Source organism: Paenibacillus sp. WC2504, assembly GCF_052682475.1.
Genome location: NZ_JBQZFH010000001.1, coordinates 7,110,041 through 7,126,909, shown reverse-complemented (window position 1 = coordinate 7,126,909; position 16,869 = coordinate 7,110,041). Strand labels below are relative to the sequence as shown.

19 protein-coding genes and 1 riboswitch are annotated in these 16,869 nt (G+C 45.9%); of the genes, 12 read left to right on the top strand and 7 right to left on the bottom strand.

Translation table 11 applies throughout. The annotated features are described in order from the left end of the window. Positions 1 to 43 precede the first annotated feature (43 nt). The 5 genes from ACUN27_RS32305 to ACUN27_RS32285 all read left to right on the top strand — a co-directional run bounded on the left by ACUN27_RS32305 (position 44) and on the right by ACUN27_RS32285 (position 5,973). The gene (locus ACUN27_RS32305; protein ID WP_445560256.1) at positions 44 to 2,308 is read left to right on the top strand and encodes a helix-turn-helix domain-containing protein; all 2,265 of its coding nucleotides are present in this window, start codon (positions 44 to 46) and stop codon (positions 2,306 to 2,308) included. Beyond that, on the top strand, positions 2,305 to 2,529 hold the full coding sequence (locus tag ACUN27_RS32300) for a hypothetical protein (RefSeq protein ID WP_326060616.1): 225 nt from the start codon (positions 2,305 to 2,307) through the stop codon (positions 2,527 to 2,529). Before ACUN27_RS32305 ends, ACUN27_RS32300 begins: the two co-directional genes overlap by 4 nt. A gap of 89 nt (positions 2,530 to 2,618) precedes the next feature. Then, positions 2,619 to 3,476, top strand: coding sequence for an ABC transporter permease (locus ACUN27_RS32295; RefSeq protein WP_167062842.1), 858 nt, complete (start codon positions 2,619 to 2,621; stop codon positions 3,474 to 3,476). 17 nt (positions 3,477 to 3,493) lie between these two features. Then, positions 3,494 to 4,372, top strand: a complete 879-nt coding sequence (locus ACUN27_RS32290; RefSeq protein ID WP_445560255.1) for a carbohydrate ABC transporter permease — start codon at positions 3,494 to 3,496, stop codon at positions 4,370 to 4,372. A gap of 71 nt (positions 4,373 to 4,443) precedes the next feature. Further along, positions 4,444 to 5,973, top strand: coding sequence for an extracellular solute-binding protein (locus tag ACUN27_RS32285; protein WP_315953164.1), 1,530 nt, complete (start codon positions 4,444 to 4,446; stop codon positions 5,971 to 5,973). Positions 5,974 to 6,047: 74 nt separating this feature from the next. Here the strand turns inward: ACUN27_RS32285 and ACUN27_RS32280 are convergent, their stop codons facing one another. Next, entirely contained in the window at positions 6,048 to 6,224 is a 177-nt protein-coding gene (locus tag ACUN27_RS32280; RefSeq protein ID WP_164819526.1) for a hypothetical protein, read from the bottom strand. A gap of 197 nt (positions 6,225 to 6,421) precedes the next feature. Between ACUN27_RS32280 and ACUN27_RS32275 the strand changes: the two genes are divergently transcribed. Beyond that, positions 6,422 to 7,252 carry an ATP-dependent DNA ligase gene (locus tag ACUN27_RS32275; RefSeq protein ID WP_445560254.1) on the top strand — a complete coding sequence of 277 codons (831 nt, stop codon included), beginning with the start codon at positions 6,422 to 6,424 and terminating at the stop codon, positions 7,250 to 7,252. Positions 7,253 to 7,313: 61 nt separating this feature from the next. On the opposite strand, the gene ACUN27_RS32270 is transcribed toward ACUN27_RS32275, so the two are convergent. Then, a complete protein-coding gene (locus ACUN27_RS32270; RefSeq protein WP_315953166.1) occupies positions 7,314 to 7,544 on the bottom strand; it encodes an alpha/beta-type small acid-soluble spore protein in 231 nt (76 codons plus the stop codon). A gap of 179 nt (positions 7,545 to 7,723) precedes the next feature. Beyond that, a riboswitch (cyclic di-AMP (ydaO/yuaA leader) is annotated at positions 7,724 to 7,859 on the top strand. Positions 7,860 to 7,863: 4 nt separating this feature from the next. Between ACUN27_RS32270 and ACUN27_RS32265 the strand changes: the two genes are divergently transcribed. Then, positions 7,864 to 8,559, top strand: coding sequence for a CAP domain-containing protein (locus ACUN27_RS32265; protein WP_445560253.1), 696 nt, complete (start codon positions 7,864 to 7,866; stop codon positions 8,557 to 8,559). A gap of 62 nt (positions 8,560 to 8,621) precedes the next feature. On the opposite strand, the gene ACUN27_RS32260 is transcribed toward ACUN27_RS32265, so the two are convergent. From ACUN27_RS32260 to ACUN27_RS32240, 5 genes are read right to left on the bottom strand one after another with little or no spacing between them, the layout of a single operon-like run. After that, positions 8,622 to 9,698: a GerAB/ArcD/ProY family transporter gene (locus tag ACUN27_RS32260; RefSeq protein ID WP_315953168.1), complete on the bottom strand. Its 1,077-nt coding sequence runs from the start codon at positions 9,696 to 9,698 to the stop codon at positions 8,622 to 8,624. 16 nt (positions 9,699 to 9,714) lie between these two features. Continuing rightward, positions 9,715 to 9,942 carry a hypothetical protein gene (locus ACUN27_RS32255; RefSeq protein ID WP_326063184.1) on the bottom strand — a complete coding sequence of 76 codons (228 nt, stop codon included), beginning with the start codon at positions 9,940 to 9,942 and terminating at the stop codon, positions 9,715 to 9,717. Positions 9,943 to 9,953: 11 nt separating this feature from the next. Continuing rightward, entirely contained in the window at positions 9,954 to 11,159 is a 1,206-nt protein-coding gene (locus tag ACUN27_RS32250; RefSeq protein ID WP_315953170.1) for a Ger(x)C family spore germination protein, read from the bottom strand. After that, positions 11,156 to 12,244: a GerAB/ArcD/ProY family transporter gene (locus ACUN27_RS32245; protein ID WP_315953171.1), complete on the bottom strand. Its 1,089-nt coding sequence runs from the start codon at positions 12,242 to 12,244 to the stop codon at positions 11,156 to 11,158. Before ACUN27_RS32245 ends, ACUN27_RS32250 begins: the two co-directional genes overlap by 4 nt. Then, a complete protein-coding gene (locus ACUN27_RS32240) occupies positions 12,237 to 13,757 on the bottom strand; it encodes a spore germination protein (RefSeq protein WP_315953172.1) in 1,521 nt (506 codons plus the stop codon). The genes ACUN27_RS32245 and ACUN27_RS32240 overlap by 8 nt, the downstream gene beginning before the upstream one ends. Positions 13,758 to 13,994: 237 nt before the next feature. Between ACUN27_RS32240 and ACUN27_RS32235 the strand changes: the two genes are divergently transcribed. The 5 genes from ACUN27_RS32235 (at position 13,995) to ACUN27_RS32215 (ending at position 16,829) form a co-directional block, all read left to right on the top strand. Continuing rightward, positions 13,995 to 14,594, top strand: a complete 600-nt coding sequence (locus ACUN27_RS32235) for a TerD family protein (protein WP_315953173.1) — start codon at positions 13,995 to 13,997, stop codon at positions 14,592 to 14,594. Positions 14,595 to 14,622: 28 nt separating this feature from the next. Next, complete coding sequence (locus tag ACUN27_RS32230; protein WP_315953174.1) at positions 14,623 to 15,204, top strand: TerD family protein; 582 nt, start codon at positions 14,623 to 14,625, stop codon at positions 15,202 to 15,204. A gap of 32 nt (positions 15,205 to 15,236) precedes the next feature. Next, a complete protein-coding gene (locus ACUN27_RS32225; protein ID WP_315953175.1) occupies positions 15,237 to 15,824 on the top strand; it encodes a TerD family protein in 588 nt (195 codons plus the stop codon). Between the two features lie 98 nt (positions 15,825 to 15,922). After that, on the top strand, positions 15,923 to 16,117 hold the full coding sequence (locus tag ACUN27_RS32220; protein WP_379173757.1) for a TerD family protein: 195 nt from the start codon (positions 15,923 to 15,925) through the stop codon (positions 16,115 to 16,117). Continuing rightward, positions 16,086 to 16,829 (top strand): TerC family protein, encoded by a 744-nt coding sequence (locus tag ACUN27_RS32215; protein ID WP_315953176.1) that lies wholly within the window; start codon positions 16,086 to 16,088, stop codon positions 16,827 to 16,829. The genes ACUN27_RS32220 and ACUN27_RS32215 overlap by 32 nt, the downstream gene beginning before the upstream one ends. The last annotated feature ends 40 nt before the right edge of the window (positions 16,830 to 16,869 follow it).

Here is a 16,869-nt window from a genome sequence, read left to right as displayed (position 1 = left end):
GTATTTTTACATTGTTGTTTACTCTTCCGAAATGGAGGGACTTATGCCTTCGCGATACTCATCATTTCTAATAAAACTGCTGATTACGACCTCACTGATTAGCGCGGTGCCTTTGCTGTGCCTGGGTGTATACGCTTTCTTTCAATCGACTTCCACGGTTCAGGCCAAGGTGAACGAAGCGAATGTGTTCATTTTGCAGCAATCGCAAAGCCGGGTTGAGCAGATTCTGAAGGTAATCGATCAGGTTTCCGGACGGTTCGCGGAGACGCCTTTTGTGATCAATTCCGTGGCGAAACGCATGGAGATTGAAGATTTCCAGGATATCGATCTGCTGGTAAAAGGGCTTCTTGGCGTTCAAACCTATGAATTAGGCGTGAAATCAGCGGAGCTGCACAGTTTACAAAACGGTTGGTATATCAAAGACGGCGGCTTTTACTTTGGCACTGACGCTGCGAAAGCGTCGAATGCACTTGCCTATGTCTATACATCGCGGTGGCTGCCTGACCAGGATGCCTCTTTTGCAGGAATCAAACTTGTGAAAACGATTCCACCACTGGCTGCCGAGCCCAAAGGATATTTATTCGTACGCATGTCGAACACGGAGCTCTCCAAGCTGCTGACGGGAGGTTTCTCAACCAGGGAAACGATGGTCTTGGATGACAAAATGAAGATTATCATTCACAGTGATCCTGCAAGAATTGGTCAAAGTGTTCTTGCCGAGCCTTGGGCCAAGGAGCTTCAGCAATCAGGACATACACAAGGATATGTGAATAGCACCTTATCGGGACAACGGTATAGTGTGATTTATAATCAATCTCGCTACAATAATTGGACCTATGTGTCGGTGATCCCGCTGGAGGAAGCAAGGAAGGAATCCGCTGCTATCGGATGGGCGACGTTAACCGCATGCATTGTGCTGCTGCTTTTTGCCGGGCTGCTGTCTTACTGGGCTTCCAAGCGGATGTATTTCCCTGTACGCAGTCTCATGGAATTCACGATGCGCCATAGTAAGCCGCAAAGCGGCGGGTCTGCCGTCAAAGACGAACTGCAATGGATTGGCACGCAGGTGGCCTCCCTCCATCAATCGAAGGAGCAGCTGGAAGGGCAGATGAAGATTCAGGCCGGCCAACTGGTGGACTACTTCATGCTAAAGCTGTTCCAAGGCGAGTTGTACCGCGGCGAGATGGAGGAGCAGGCGGAGCGGTTCCAGCTGCCTGTTTGGAAGAACTATGCGGTGCTGGTCCTGCAGATCGATACACTGGATCAAACGCGTTATCGTTCCAGTGAGCAGGATTTGCTGCTTTTTGCGATTAATAATATGGCCGCAGAGCTGATTGGGATGCCGCAGCGTATTCATGCGATGCCTATTGGCAATTATCAGGTGATTCTAGTCGGCAGTGATACGGACAACCATATGGAGCTGCTCAGTGAATGGAGTGCGCTGGCCATGTCGGTGCAAAGTGCCGTAGACGAATATTTGGGACTGAAGGTAAGTATCGGTATCAGCAGGCCTTATGACCAATTGTTTGCGACTTCAGGGGCATTTCTAGAAGCCAAAGAAGCGCTGCAATACCGGATTCGTCTTGGCGAAAAAGCGATCCTGCATCTCGACGATTTGAAGCCAAAACAAGCCTCACGGCACTATTACCCACACCATTTGGTGTCGGAGCTAACGCAGGCTATTGCTTTACTTGATAAGGACAAGGCCGAGGAACTGCTGCATCAGTTTATACAGGACGTCCTACGCGTAGAGACGGATTCTAACGTTTATCGGATGTCTTTTGCCATGCTGCTGACGGATCTCATCCGCGTCTTGTACGACATGGGGGATACGGGGGAGCTCTCGTTTCCAGATCAACGTAATGCGTATGAGCACATGTTCCGACTGAAGACACCGCAGGAAATCGAAGTGTGGTTTAAAGCGCAGATGATTCATCCGATGATGGAGCTGACCCGCAAGCGTCACGAATCGTCCGGCAAAAGCATCTCTCGCTCGGTGATGGATCTCATCCATGCCCATTATGACAGTGAGTTGACGCTGGAGCAGTGCGCGCTGCGGTTGAACTACAGCACTCACTATATCCGCCGGATGTTCCGGAAGGAAGCGGGGATGAGCTTTAGTGAATACTTGGCGGGATACCGCCATGATATGGCCAAAAGCTGGCTGAGCAGCACGGAGATGAAGATAACAGACATTGCAGAACGCTTGCAGTACACGAACGCGCAAAATTTCATCCGCCAGTTCCGCAAACTGGAAGGGATGACGCCGGGCCAGTACCGGGAGCAGCGCAGGGATGCTATTGGTTGACGAATTACAATTTAAGAGGTTGTTCCCATACCGGGGACAGCCTCTTTTTTGCGTTCAAAATGATTACCCGCAGGGCCGCTAATGATTATAAATGCTTGCTTAAACGGCGAATAAACGGCTCATTCGCAGATGGAGCGCTGCTGATTATTGCAGGCAATTTCCAGTCTCGATACGCTAACCATGTCAAAACAAACGAGGAGGACGAGTCAACGTGGAACTGACTTCTAGACCGGTAAAAGCGGATACGGCTGCGAGAAGCAAAGCCCGCACGAGAATCAACCGTTTGCTGAAAAACAAATGGCTGTATGCGATGGCGCTTCCTGGCATGCTCTACTTTATTATTTTTCGTTATTTCCCCATGTGGGGGCTGTTGATTTCCTTTCAGGACTACCAGCCGGCACTTGGGATGCTGCACAGCAAATGGGTGGGTTTCAAACATTTTGAGAGGTTCTTTTTCGATGCTTCATTCGCAATGCTTTTCAAAAATACGATTATTCTCGCCGTGTACAATCTGGTCTTTTTCTTCCCGCTGCCGATCATTCTAGCCCTGTTATTAAATGAAGTGCGCAGGGAAGTTTTCAAACGCAGCATTCAGACGATTGTCTACATCCCCCACTTCGTTTCCTGGGTGGTTGTGGTTGGGATCTCCTACATCTTTTTCACGACGGAAGGAGGCATCGTCAACGACCTTTTCGTTTCATTGGGTCTGCCGAAAATGGAGTTCCTCATCTCAAGCGAGTGGTTTCGAACGATGATCGTTTCGCAAGTGGTATGGAAGGAAACAGGCTGGGGTACGATTATTTTCCTGGCTGCACTGGCCGGGGTGGATCCGCAGTTGTATGAAGCGGCAAGAATCGATGGCGCGAACCGTTTCCGCCAATTGTGGCATATTACGCTTCCTGCCATCCGCAGTGTCATTGTCATTTTATTTATTCTTCGACTGGGGTCGTTCCTGGATACCGGCTTTGAACAAATCTTCTTAATGCTGAACGCCATGAATCGCGAGGTAGGCGAAGTTTTTGACACCTACGTTTACAACGTCGGGATTCAGCAAGGCCAGTTCAGCTACAGTACAGCAGTCGGATTGTTTAAGTCGATCATTGGGCTGGTGCTGGTGGTTGGGGCCAATCGGTTGGCCAAAAAATTCGGCGAAAGCGGCCTGTATTAGGAAGGGAGTAGTATTCAATGATCAATAAAAGCATAGGCAGCCGCATCTTTGACGGCTTCAATTACACATTTCTGACGTTGTTTGCTCTCGTCACACTGCTGCCGTTTATCTACATCATCTCGGTTTCATTTGCAGAGCCGGAAGAGGTGCTCAGACGGGGATTCATTTTGTTCCCTACTTCCTTCTCGTTGGAAGGTTACCGCTACATTTTCTCGACTCAAACGATTGTGAACAGCCTATTTGTGACGATCGGCATTACAGTGGTCGGTACCTTTATCAATCTTTTGTTCACCTCGCTGCTCGCCTATCCGCTTTCGAGGCAGGATTTTGAAGGAAGAAAGCTGTTTATGATGCTGATCGTCTTCACCATGCTGTTCCACGGCGGGATTCTGCCAACGTTCCTTGTCGTTAAGGCGCTTGGCATGCTGAACAGCTACTGGTCTCTGCTGATTCCCAATGCGATCAGTGCGTTTAACCTCATCGTCGTTGTGAGCTTTTTCCGTCAGCTGCCCGAGGGGCTTGAGGAAGCGGCCAAAATTGACGGCTGCAGCGACGTGGGCTTGCTTTTCCGAATTGTGCTGCCTTTATCGACGCCAGTGCTTGCTACGTTTGCCTTGTTTTATGCGGTAGGCCATTGGAACACCTTTTTCAACGCAATCATGTACATTAACGATTCGAAAATGTGGCCGATTCAAGTCTGGCTGAGGCAAATCGTCATCTTATCCCAAGGTGGAATCGGTGATTCGACGCAGTTTGATCAGAATTATATCGCGCCTCCATCACAAATCATTAAGATGGCTGTCATTGTCATTTCAACGGTGCCGATTCTACTCGTCTATCCGTTCCTTCAGAAGCATTTTGCCAAAGGAGTCATGATCGGTTCTGTAAAAGGTTGAACAGGCTCCCGAAAACTATTGTGATTGGGAAGCATTCATATAAAATAAGACTATGGGGAGGCATTGCCACAATGAGAAAATACGCGGGAATGAGAAAAAGCGGTTTGGCTGCAATGGGAATGATGGTTGGCGCTGCAGCGCTGCTGGCCGGTTGTGGAAACGAAGCGAGTCCAGCTGCAGGAGGGAATGCGGGTACTAGCAGTGCGCCTGTAAGCAAAGAGCCCTTGAAGCTAAGTGTCATGACACTCATGTATGCAGAGCCGCCCAAAGCGGACAGTGAAGTGCAAAAACAGATTGAAGCTTATACGAACACGAAATTGGACATCTCCTGGGTCCCCAACTCTTCCTACAAAGAAAAGGTCAATGTCACGATTGCTTCCGGCGAGCTTCCCAAGGCGTTGCTTGTGCAGAACAATAAGGATTCGAACATTTTGAGCGCTGTGCGAGCCGGCGTGTTCTGGGAAGTGGGTCCTTACCTCAAGGACTATCCGAATCTGTCTAAAATGAACCCGGCTGTTTTTGACAATATCAAGGTGGATGGCAAAATTTACGGCTTATTTCGTGCCCGCGATTTGTCCACCTATGGAGTTCTTTTCCGCAGCGACTGGTTGAAAAACGTAGGCTTAAGCGAACCGAAAACGCTTGATGATTTATATAACGTTTTTAAAGCGTTTACACTGAATGATCCTGACAAAAATGGCAAAGCGGACACGGTTGGTTTGACGGAAGAGAAAACGATGGACGGTTTTGGCGTCATAGCCTCCATTATGGGTGCTCCGAATTCCTGGGAAGTAAAGGAGGGCAAATTAAGTCCTGATTTTCTAGCGCCAGAGTATTTCGAAGCGATGAAATTTTATAAAAAGCTGTACGACGAGAAGCTCATTAAGCAGGACTTCCCTGTTCTGAACAATCAACAGAAGAAAGACGATATCAACCAGGGCAAAGCTGGAGCGGTGATTTCGAATATGATTGACGGAGCGGGTTATCAGGCATCGCTTTCCAAAACGTTCCCTGGCGCAGATATAGATGTTGTCTCCCGAATAAAAGGGCCTAAAGGCGAGAGGTTGCCGGGCGGCGTAGGCTATAACAGTGTGTTTATGTTCCCGAAATCAAGTGTGAAAACCGAGGCGGAGTTAAAACAAATTCTAGGCTTCTTTGATAAAATTTCCGATCAGAAGATGTTGGATTTGCTGGGCTGGGGCATCGAAGGCAAACACTATAAGATCGAAGACGGCAAGCCGGTATTTATTGACCAAAAGCTGCAGGACACCGAAGTAGGCTCCAGTTATCTGCAGCTTCAAATCGCCAAGTATACGGCAAAAACGACGGGGAAAGAAACACCGCTCATGGAGAAATACGGCAAAATGATTAAAGAGAACGAGGCTATCGCGGTCAATAACCCGACGAATCCGCTCGTTTCCGAGACACAAACGACCAAAGGCAGCGAGCTGAAGCCGATCATTGACGACGCCCGTACGAAGTATATCTTGGGTAAAATCGATGAAGCAGGCTGGAAGCAAGCTATCGAGCAGTGGAGAAAAGCCGGCGGCGATAAAGTCATTGAAGAGTTCAGCGCGCAATACGCGAAGAGCGGCAAGTAAGGCAGCAAAATAGCAGAGGCGGCCCTAAGGTAGAGAGATCTACTTTAAGGACCGCCTCTTATGCGTATGACAGTTTAATTCCATCCTTTAGCAACCATCGGTTTCTTCTTCGTTTTCTTGAACAATCTATAAAATAAGCCGAGTTCCTTTTTCCGTTTGAGTGTGGCTTTGATACCTTCAAGCAGCAGCATTGATCTAAGTTCGTCGCGACGGTTTAACGTATGCAGTCTTTTGATAAATAGCTTGTCCATGCGAACATCCCTCCCATTCATCTATCTCCATTATAAACGGGATCTGCGAATTTGATTGTCGCTTTGTAGAGAGGGATTGCACTTGTTTTGTCGAAACTGGAGCGGGTAGCCCTCGATTTCCTTCAAGTCCCTATAGGCAGATGAATCACTGTACAGTATTATCTAACTTAGGGTGATATCATATGTTCATTTCTCCTATGCTTTTGCAAGACGCCAAAGATAATAGACCTTATAACAGCAAACATCATATTGCAGAACTTAAGTTTGACGGTTTTAGGTGCATTCTTTCTAATTTGGACAAACTCTATGTATATACGAAAGACAAGCAATTGGTTACGCATAAATTTCCTGAGCTGTTCCAATGCCCGATTCCCGAGGGAACGATCCTTGACGGTGAATTGGTTATTTTGGATGATCAAGGTAAACCGGACTTTGAAGCGATGTCAGCTAGATTTTTAAATCCGACAGACTTATCGCCTGTAGTATTTTTTGCATTTGATATCCTAAAATACAAGGGAATTGATGTCACTGAATTACCCTTGCTTAAACGCAAGGAGCTGTTGGAGCAAGCTTTCATCGAGAATGACAGGTACAAAAGGGTGAAGGTTTACGAGGGTAAAGCGGAGGATTATTTTGAGAAAATCCGGCAGGATGGGCTTGAGGGCATCATTTTGAAGTCGAAAAAAGAAAATTTCAAGTACGAGAGCAACAAACGCTCCAGGCAATGGCAAAAAGTGATTAACTGGACTTATGCAGATGTTTATATTTCTGGTTATAGGAAAAATAATTTTGCTTTGCTGGCGTCCATTGATTCAGCGAATGGTTTGAAGATTCCGGTTGGGGTGATTGAGACCGGGGTAACGCCTCTGCATCAAAAGGCGCTCGATGGCGTGAAGCACCGCTTAGTCTACAAAGAGGACAATCATTTTGCTTATATGGAACCGCGGCTAATGGCCAAAATTAAGACGAAAAATTGGACGAGAAACGGAAGGCTTCGTTCGCCGGTTTTCATGGAATTTGTGATGTAAAAAAAGACTGGATCACCAAGGAGGAAGTGGTGGTGCAGTCTTTTCTCTGTACATGCTGTTGTTACATGCGTCTAAAGTTACCGGTGCTGCCGCTTAGCTGCTGCTCAGCGATTTGAATCAATCTTCTCGTAATGTGTCCGCCGATTGCGCCGGTATCACGAGTAGCCATGTAGCCATAATACCCGTCCTGAGGAATCTGAATACCTAGTTCCTGAGCGACCTCGTATTTCATTTGCTCAAGAGCTGATTTTGCTTGTTGCACAAGTAATGTATTGCTTCTACTGCTAGCCATTTGGATTCACTCCTTTATTTGGTGTATGAGTATTTTGTGGAAGTTATGGTTTTTTATTCATGGTTGTTGGAAAATTTTTTGTGGCCCGATGATTACGCTTTCATAAAACGTTGGAAAATTTTGCGGCATGTTTTCGGAAAAACCCCGTGTTACAATCGGAAAGATCGATTATGGTCAAAAAACTTAGAAGGCCGAAGCTTCTTTGAAAGCACGGGGGACCCAATCTTTGGGGTGAAGTCGCTATGAACGCGACCGGGTGATTACTCTTTGACCCGAATCCGACAGCTAACCTCGCAGGCCGCAAAAAGGAGAGATTTCTATGTTAAAACGTTATAAACAGCTAGTCGTAACCGGTGCTATTGGACTAAGCGTCCTAATGAGTTCCAGCGCAGCCATGGCGGCATCCGCCACGTACACGGTGTCAGACAACGATACCATGTGGTTGATCTCCCAGAAGTATGGCGTAAGTCTCACTTCGCTGATTCAGGCTAACCCTCAGGTTGCCAACCCGAATGTGATCTGGTCTGGGATGACGTTGAACTTTCCTGGCAGCACAGGGACAAGCGGCGGCTCTCAAACACCAGCCCCGTCAGTGCCTGCTCCATCTACACCAGCTGCCCCATCAACGCCAGCTACATCTGCGCAATCCGCTTTTGCCAGCCAAGTCGTTACATTAGTTAACCAGGAACGTGTAAAAGCTGGGCTACAAGCGCTCACCAGCGATAGCGCCCTTACAGCTATGGCGTTGGATAAAGCCAAAGATATGTACAACAACGACTATTTTGATCATACGTCGCCGACCTATGGGTCACCTTTTGATATGATGAGCACTTATGGTATTCCTTATTCCTATGCAGGTGAGAACATTGCTAAAGGACAACCTACACCAGAGGCCGTAATGGAGGCCTGGATGAACAGTACGGGGCACCGTGAAAATATTTTGAACCCCAATTACACAAAAATTGGCGTCGCCTATTATAACGGAGAATGGGTGCAGGAATTTATCAGCAACTAATGCTCTATAGCGAATCCAAAAAACAACCCTTGTGATTCCCCAGTCGGGAATTCGCAAGGGTTTTATTTATATTTCAACTTGGCAACTCCCCACATCAAGAGTGGCAGAATGATCCCATGGAGGGGTAATAAATAAGGAATCGCGATTTTTTGTGGAAATAACACGGAACTATCGATAAAGTCCCGAGGGATCAAGGTAAGCAGCGCGATAACCGGTGCTACGAACCAAATCATACGTCGCCATTTTTTAAGGCCGAAACTTTGAGCTGTTCCATATGTACACACGAAAAAGTAGAGAGATACTTTAGTGAACACACTAATAATCCAGATGGCGATAACAAAGGAATCCAGGTTTTGAAAAAAGTCGAAATAGGAAATATAACGAATCAAATTAAAATAAGGATAGGTTTGGCCCGAAGGGGCGATGTGTCCAAATACGGAAAGGATTAAGAAAGTCGAAATGCTTGTTAACAGACCAGCAGCAGCAACCCCGAGTATGGCTGGTTTCACCCCATCTTGAGGCTTTGATAGAAAGCCCATGATGACGAGCAGAAGGATGCAGTCTCCAAGAAACGTTGAAGTCGGCAGCGCTCCTTTTAAGATTGTCATCGCACCGGTATCCACATAGAAGGGAAGGATATTGTTAATATGGACATTTTTTAGGCTCAGCAAGAGAGGAATAGCAATCCCAAGAAGGGTTAAAGGTCCTAAGATTTCGCAACATCTCGCGATAACCTCTATCCCCGAGAAAGTTACATAAATCGCAACGAGGAGCATGCCTAGCATCGGGACAAGGATTGGAGTTTTGGGCAGAATAGTCGCAACGATGAACTCTGCGTACTGCCTTATAATGATAGCAAGCACGCTGTACCAGTAGATGAAATACACCACCGTAACCGTATAGCCGATGTATCGACCAAATAATCTCTTTGAAAATTCAACGATGGTTTGTCCTGGATGATATAGACTCAACCGTGAGCAAACATAAGCGACCCCTGCACCTATTCCGGTTGCGCAAACGGTTGAAAGCCAGGCATCTTGCTTCGCAGTTTGGATAGATGGATTTATTGTCAGTAAAATGGTCATCCCCAGCTGCATGGTCAATATCATCCAGAATAATTGTTTCCCGCCAATCTGCATGTCCGTAAGTGCTCCTTTAATGATCTAAAAGTTTACCAAGAGGGTAGAAAATGTAATTTACCAACTGCGTCGGACCTGGCATTCCCGGATTCATAACTAAAGCGATCGCTAGAATCCAGCATAAGGTTAAAATAGAGAGATAAGCCGCTTTCTCTTTGGTCGGCCTGTTTTTCAAGCGAAACCATTGAAAGAGAGTGATGATCAGGCACGCGGCCATGCATATGGGAATGTCATTGGATGTCATTGGATATACTCCTATTCCTCTTCCTTTTCTTTTTCCTCTCGGGATCGAGAAGACTTGATGCTGGATAGCCCAGGACGCAGCATTCTGGCATCCGATTGTACAGTAACTTCGACGTTTGGGAAGATCTCGTTCCAACGTTTTTGGTTTTGCCGCCATTCCTTAGGGTACGCTCGGTGGAATTCCCCAGCGAAATCAAAAATGTCCGCTTTGTAACCTTGCTGAACCTTTCGCAAAGCGACTGCGACACGCTCTTCAATATCGTCATTCATAGCGGCTTCTACACGTTTAACAGCTTGGTGATCGGAGGCGAGATCCAGTGAAGTTGTATTTTGCAGGGCATCATCTTCCGTATGAATCCAGACGTTCATGCGCCACTTGCCATTTTCGATGATTGGCTGCAGTTTCGTCTTGCTTTTCAATAGTCGAAGGGAAACATGGCCGGAGGTACCTTCCGGCGTCACAGTAACGACGGCTGTTTTAATCTCGTCCCTGAGCCATAGCAGGCCGCGGGTGGTTGGATCGTCAATGGTGCCGACCATCTTATCGTCTTTGAATACAGCCGTATAATTGGTGAAACTCCCTGTGTCGTCGTGATTTCTCGGGGTGTTTGCCGCCAGAAGTTCAATATAAGGCAGGGCGGCAGCACTGGACGGATTCCCCAACATTTGTGCCAAATCCGCCAACGTTACACTAAGGATGATTTTACTCTTGCCAATCTCCCTCATGATCTCTGAGGAGTTTCGCTCCAGCCGTGTATTCATCTCGAGAATTTCGCGTGCGCTTCCTTTGCAAACATACATAAAGGAACGCTCTCGCGGTTGAGGCGCTCTCATTAAGTAATCGACCTCGTCTCGAACTCCTTGTCGTGCCACAGACTCACCGAAAATAATAATTTCGGTATGACCCCAGAAAATTTTGCGCGGCATCTTCTCTTGAATCTTAGAAATCGCATCAGCAATATCTACGCCTACCGCGGATTTGACGAGGGAAGTTTGAATGCTGCCTCCTTTGTTGCTGCTTTCCAAACCGCCGCCACCGCCGCCGGGACTTCGTGGGATAAAAATCTGTAACGTTAATTCGATCGACGTATCGTCATATTTATCAATCGCTGCTCCGGTGACGAGTGCCAAATCATTCACTTCCGTCCGATCCCAGCAGCCCGTCAGCAGCGGGGTGAAGAGAACTGCCGTTAGTAGTAGCTTCAGCATTGCTTTCATCCTTGCTGCCCCTTTCTGAAAGAAGCGGCAATAAGAAGCATGGAGGGGATACCAAGCTGTGTGATCAGTGCCAAAAAAGGGATATTCGTTCCTATAGCGTGCATGAGTTCCTGAAAATTAGGAGAAACCCAAAAGCTGAGCAGCAGTATCAGAAAGCCAACTGGAATGATAAGAGGCCGATAATCAGAGAGCCCCAAACATTGCGCCGTGCCTAGCACAGTGGCATAGTAGATCAGCGATACTTTAATGAACATCCCAATGATCCAAATGGTCATCACTAGTGCTTCCACATGTTCCAGAAAGTCAGAAATGGAAATGTAACGTACTGCAACGAGGAAAGCATAATTGAATTTAACCGTAAGCGATCCGAACATTAATAAAATGGTCAGATTAATCGTCAATAAGGTGATCATGACAATGCCGAGGCTGATGAAGCTCCACTGCAAGACATGCTTTTTTTTATTCAAAAATGGATAAAGAAACGACAACATAAAAAACTGGGTAAACCAAGAAGAGGGGACAAGTGACCCCACTAGTAGGGGAAGCGGGCCATCTCCCAGAATAGGAAACATCTCTTTGGGATGAAGATCAGGAATCATCAAGATCAGCATGATGAAAATGATGAGCACAGCCGAAGGAACAAGGATTTGTGAGACTCTGGCGAGCACCTCAATCCCCTCGTATAAGACATACGCACATACAGCCACCATACAAAAAATGACGAGTGCTATCGGTGTTTCATGTAAGAAGTTACCGACAACAAATTCCCCGTATTCGCGCAGAACGAGCCCATTCGTAAAAATAAACGACACGAGAAAGAAGCCGGACAGCGCCTTCCCTGCGTACACGCCGAGAATCGATTCCGTATATTGGATGAAGGTTAATTCCGGATATTTGATATATAGGCGATACATAACAATCACGGACAAAAACCCTACTATTGTCGCAACCAGTGGTGTCATCCACATATCAATGCCGGAGGTTTTCATCGTGATGGACGGGACAGATAAGGTGGCGGTAGCCAGGACAGTTGGATGCATAATGATAGCTAATTGAAGGGGAGAAATACGTCCCTTTTCAATCATGAATGTCATCCCCTTTTGGCGGATCTGGTCTTTGTCCAGAGGGCTGTCGAATCGTATTCATCCTTCCGGTAAATTTAGGGCGGGTCCGCATGGACCAGATAGGTGCACGGATGATCACATCTTTCAACTCTTTTGCTTTAATCGGCGCAAGTGGTTGAAGGTAAGGAACGCCAAGCGACCTTAAGGAGCAGAGGTGGATCACGATAACAATAAATCCAAGCATGAGTCCAAGCAGCCCTAGAATTCCCGATAAAATCATGATGGGAAATCGAAGCATTCGCAAAGCGATGCCTGTGGAATACTGCGGCATCATGAAGGAGGCGATTCCCGTGATAGCCACCACCATGACCATTGGAGCCGACACCAAACCCGCGGAGGTTGCGGCTTGACCGATGACGAGCGCGCCTACGATACTAACAGCGGCACCTACCTGCTTAGGGAGACGAACGCCGGCTTCGCGGAGCGCTTCAAAAGAAATTTCCATGAGAAGAGCTTCAACGAGTGCGGGAAACGGAATATCTTCTCTGGACTTCGCAATGCTTAGCAAGAGAGATGTGGGAACCATCTCTTGATGAAAGGTCAAAATTGCCACATACAAAGATGGAAGCAGCAGTGTTATGAAAAAAAACATATAGCGCAGCCATCGAATTAAGGTACCGATAATAAATCTTTGATAATAGTCCTCTGGCGATTGCAAAAGCGAGAACAGCGTGGCTGGCGCTATCAAAGCAAATGGCGTTCCGTCTACGAGAATCGCTGTACGGCCTTCCAGAAGCGCCGCGGAGACAACATCCGGACGTTCTGTTACTTGAATTTGTGGAAAAGGAGACAGCGGATGATCTTCAATTAAACCCTCGATATATCCGCTTTCCAGAATGCCGTCGATTTCAATTTCGGCAATCCGTTGTTCAACTTCCTGAATGAGCCCCTCATTGGCGATGCCCTCCATGTAAATAACGACGACTTCCGTGCGTGTGTGTTTTCCTACTTTGTACGAAACCATTTTGAGGGAAGGACTTTTAATTTTCCTCCGAAGCATAGCTGTATTAACAGACATTGTTTCGGTAAATCCCTCGCGTGGTCCGCGAATAACGGATTCTGCCGACGGTTCCTCAATGTTTCTCTTTTCCCAGTGAGCAAGACCTAGCGAGTATGCCAGAGGGATTCCGTCGATGAGAAGTTCGACATTGCCTACAGAAAGATGAGCAATGATGTCTGAGAATGTCGAAGTCTCCTTGACGTCCGAGATGGAAATAATGGATGACAGTTCCTTTTCCGTGTAATTCCATTCTTCTATTGTCTCGCTAAGTAAAGGACTTAGGACGTTTCGATCCAATGCTTCAAGATTAACCATCCCTTCGATATAAACGATGAGGGCTCTGGTTGTTCCTCCAATAAGGAAATCGTGGAAATTGACATCTTTGCATTTTGTATATATAACCTGAAGAGTTCGAAGGTTATCATCGAGTGAGTAGGAAACAGTTTCCAATGAATTCGACAAACTTGCATCCATGAGAACGCTCCTTAGATGTGATAATTATCTGTTTGTCCAATTAAGCTGGTTGCTAAACCAATTCTTCGAGGAACGATCAAACAAAAAAATTAGCGAATTTTGGATAAAATAGTGTTGTAAAGTAAAAATATGTATGGAGTCTGAAAAATTAATCGAAACTTGTGAAACGTGATGGGCGTTCATCCGTATCAAAGTATTGAGCGTACTACAAAACAAGTTGTGAAGGAGGTGGCCTGATTGACTATCAGTTTGGTCAAAGGTCAAAAGATCGATTTAACAAAAGGGAATGCCGGTCTTACTAAAGTAGTTGTAGGTCTCGGATGGGATCCTGCTGTAATTGAGAAAAAAGGCTTTTTCGGAACGAAGAAAACAGCAGTTGAGATCGATTGCGATGCTTCAGTGATTTTATTGGATGCGAATGGTAAACTGACAAAAGAGAAAAATGTCGTGTACTTCGCGAATTTGCAAAGTCCCGATGGCTCCGTTGTTCACTCCGGAGATAACCGTACAGGTGAAGGCGATGGCGATGATGAGCAAATTTCGGTTAATTTGAGTCAAGTGCCTGCGGACGTTAGTAAAATCATTTTCGTCGTAAATATCTACGATTGTGTTAATAGAAAACAGGATTTCGGTCTGGTTCAATCCGCTTACATTCGAATTCTGAATGATTCTAATAAACAAGAATTGGTTAAGTTTAATCTAACTGATAGTTACGCTGGTAGAACCTCTTTAATCGTTGGTGAAATTTACCGCCATAGTGGTGAATGGAAATTTAATGCGATTGGTGAAGGCAGTACGGATACGACAATTGGTCAATTAGTTAAACGTTACACATAATCCACTATACAAAGCGAGGTCATTATCCATGGCGATTTCATTATCTAAAGGTCAAAAAGTTGATTTGACAAAATCAAACCCAGGTCTGACGAAAGTGGTTGTTGGCTTAGGCTGGGACACGAATAAATACGATGGCGGTAAAGATTTCGATCTAGATGCTTCCATTTTCTGTGTGAACGCAGCTGGCAAAGTGAATTCGGAAGCTGACTTCATTTTCTATAACAACCGCAAAAATGCGAATGGATCCATTGTTCATAACGGTGACAACCGTACAGGTGCTGGAGACGGGGATGATGAGCAAGTTAGCGTGGATTTGGCTAATATACCGGCTGAAACAGAAAAGATTGCATTCTGTATCACGATCCATGAAGCGGATGTAAGAAGCCAAAACTTCGGACAAGTATCCAATGCTTATGTGCGTATCCTTAACGAAGGATCTGGCGCGGAATTGATCCGTTACGATCTTGGCGAAGACTTCTCTATCGAAACAGGCGTAGTAATTGGTGAGTTGTACCGTCACAGTGGCGAGTGGAAATTCAGCGCAATCGGAAGCGGCTACAAAGATGGTCTTGGTGGACTAGCTCGTGATTACGGCTTGCAAACTTCCTAATAAGTCAAAAATATTCTAAGGAGCTGTTGGATATGGCAATCAGCTTGTCCAAAGGTCAAAGAATTGACTTAACCAAAACAAACCCCGGTTTAACGAAGGCGATTATCGGTTTAGGTTGGGATACCAACAAGTATTCTGGCGGTCATTCTTTCGATTTAGATGCCTCGGCCTTTCTGCTGCATGCTGACAATAAGGCCAAAGGCATTGAAGATTTTATCTTTTATAACAATTTGGTTGGTGCAAATGGTTCGGTTCAACATACGGGAGACAACCGGACTGGTGATGGAGACGGCGATGACGAGCAGATTAAGGTTGATTTCTCGAAAATCCCTGCGCATATTCACCGTATCGGTATTGCCGTAACCATCCATGATGCAGCAAGCCGCAATCAGAATTTCGGACAAGTGTCCAATGCATTTGTTCGTCTTTTCGATGAAGTAACAAGTCAAGAAATTTTACGCTATGATCTAGGTGAAGATTTTTCAATTGAAACTGCGGTTGTCATTTGTGAGTTATACCGAGACAGCCAAGGTCAGGAATGGAAATTCCAAGCGGTTGGAAGTGGCTTCCAAGGCGGTCTTCAAGCATTATGCAAAAATTATGGACTTGATGCGGAGTAAAGCTTAAACTAGGTGGGGTGGTGCAGTTTAGGCATCACCCCTTTGCTAGCCAATAGGCATACTTCATCCAGGCACTAGCAAGATATGCTGGAATATAACTGGGAAATCACTTCTCCATCGAGACAGCTATAGTTGCAGGAGAATTATATAGATACGGCGCAGCGTGTAAATTAAGCGCAATTGGATCTGACTCCTCAGATGGGTATGAGAATGGGTTGCAGGCAGTAAATACTAGGGAAAATTACAGGAGGGTCAAGGCGCATGGCAGATTTTTTTCAAAGTTTCATCAATAACTTTCTTAGTTTTTTTAGCTGGGAAGTGTTATCGGAAACAGTGACAGATCCCGTAAACTGGGGGATTATCGGTACACTTGTTATCTTAGAGGGCTTGCTTTCGGCGGATAATGCGTTAGTACTAGCGGTTATGGTTAGACACTTACCTAAGGAACAGCAGAAAAAGGCGTTATTTTACGGACTTATTGGTGCTTACATCTTTAGATTTGTAGCTATCGGTGTGGGTACTTTCTTAGTTCAAATTACATGGATTAAAGTACTTGGTGGTCTTTATCTCCTCTGGATCGCAATCAGTAATCTCTTCTTCAAGAAACATGAAGAGGATGAGAATGGTGAAGTGAAGAACAAAGGTCTTTCCTTCTGGCGTACAGTATTAGCGGTAGAAGTGATGGATATTGCATTTAGTGTAGACAGCGTGCTTGCTGCTTTTGGTGTCAGCGAAAAGGTGTGGGTACTGTTCCTCGGAGGTATTTTGGGCGTACTCATGATGAGAGGTGTGGCGCAAGTCTTCTTGAAATTAATTGATAAAATTCCGGAATTGGAAAAAACAGCGTTCATTCTTATTATCGTGATCGGTCTTAAGATGATTGCCGGCGCATTTGGTATCCATATCTCCCATGTTCTTTTCTTCTCCGTGATTATTGCTTTGTTTGGCGGAACGATTATTCTCAGCCTACTTCGCAATAAGAACAAAACGGAATCTCACAACTAAAAAGAGCGCATAATTGAAACTGTGCATCATATCTTTGAAT

Excerpts from the sequence above, each read along its gene's own strand:
- ACUN27_RS32305 (WP_445560256.1), top strand. The coding sequence starts at position 44 with ATGCCTTCGCGATACTCATCATTTCTAATAAAACTGCTGATTACGACC.
- ACUN27_RS32295 (WP_167062842.1), top strand. The coding sequence starts at position 2,619 with ATGGCGCTTCCTGGCATGCTCTACTTTATTATTTTTCGTTATTTCCCC.
- ACUN27_RS32290 (WP_445560255.1), top strand. The coding sequence starts at position 3,494 with ATGATCAATAAAAGCATAGGCAGCCGCATCTTTGACGGCTTCAATTAC.
- ACUN27_RS32285 (WP_315953164.1), top strand. The coding sequence starts at position 4,444 with ATGAGAAAATACGCGGGAATGAGAAAAAGCGGTTTGGCTGCAATGGGA.
- ACUN27_RS32280 (WP_164819526.1), bottom strand. The coding sequence starts at position 6,224 with ATGGACAAGCTATTTATCAAAAGACTGCATACGTTAAACCGTCGCGAC.
- ACUN27_RS32275 (WP_445560254.1), top strand. The coding sequence starts at position 6,422 with ATGCTTTTGCAAGACGCCAAAGATAATAGACCTTATAACAGCAAACAT.
- ACUN27_RS32270 (WP_315953166.1), bottom strand. The coding sequence starts at position 7,544 with ATGGCTAGCAGTAGAAGCAATACATTACTTGTGCAACAAGCAAAATCA.
- ACUN27_RS32265 (WP_445560253.1), top strand. The coding sequence starts at position 7,864 with ATGTTAAAACGTTATAAACAGCTAGTCGTAACCGGTGCTATTGGACTA.
- ACUN27_RS32260 (WP_315953168.1), bottom strand. The coding sequence starts at position 9,698 with ATGCAGATTGGCGGGAAACAATTATTCTGGATGATATTGACCATGCAG.
- ACUN27_RS32255 (WP_326063184.1), bottom strand. The coding sequence starts at position 9,942 with ATGACATCCAATGACATTCCCATATGCATGGCCGCGTGCCTGATCATC.
- ACUN27_RS32250 (WP_315953170.1), bottom strand. The coding sequence starts at position 11,159 with ATGAAAGCAATGCTGAAGCTACTACTAACGGCAGTTCTCTTCACCCCG.
- ACUN27_RS32245 (WP_315953171.1), bottom strand. The coding sequence starts at position 12,244 with ATGATTGAAAAGGGACGTATTTCTCCCCTTCAATTAGCTATCATTATG.
- ACUN27_RS32240 (WP_315953172.1), bottom strand. The coding sequence starts at position 13,757 with ATGGATGCAAGTTTGTCGAATTCATTGGAAACTGTTTCCTACTCACTC.
- ACUN27_RS32230 (WP_315953174.1), top strand. The coding sequence starts at position 14,623 with ATGGCGATTTCATTATCTAAAGGTCAAAAAGTTGATTTGACAAAATCA.
- ACUN27_RS32225 (WP_315953175.1), top strand. The coding sequence starts at position 15,237 with ATGGCAATCAGCTTGTCCAAAGGTCAAAGAATTGACTTAACCAAAACA.
- ACUN27_RS32215 (WP_315953176.1), top strand. The coding sequence starts at position 16,086 with ATGGCAGATTTTTTTCAAAGTTTCATCAATAACTTTCTTAGTTTTTTT.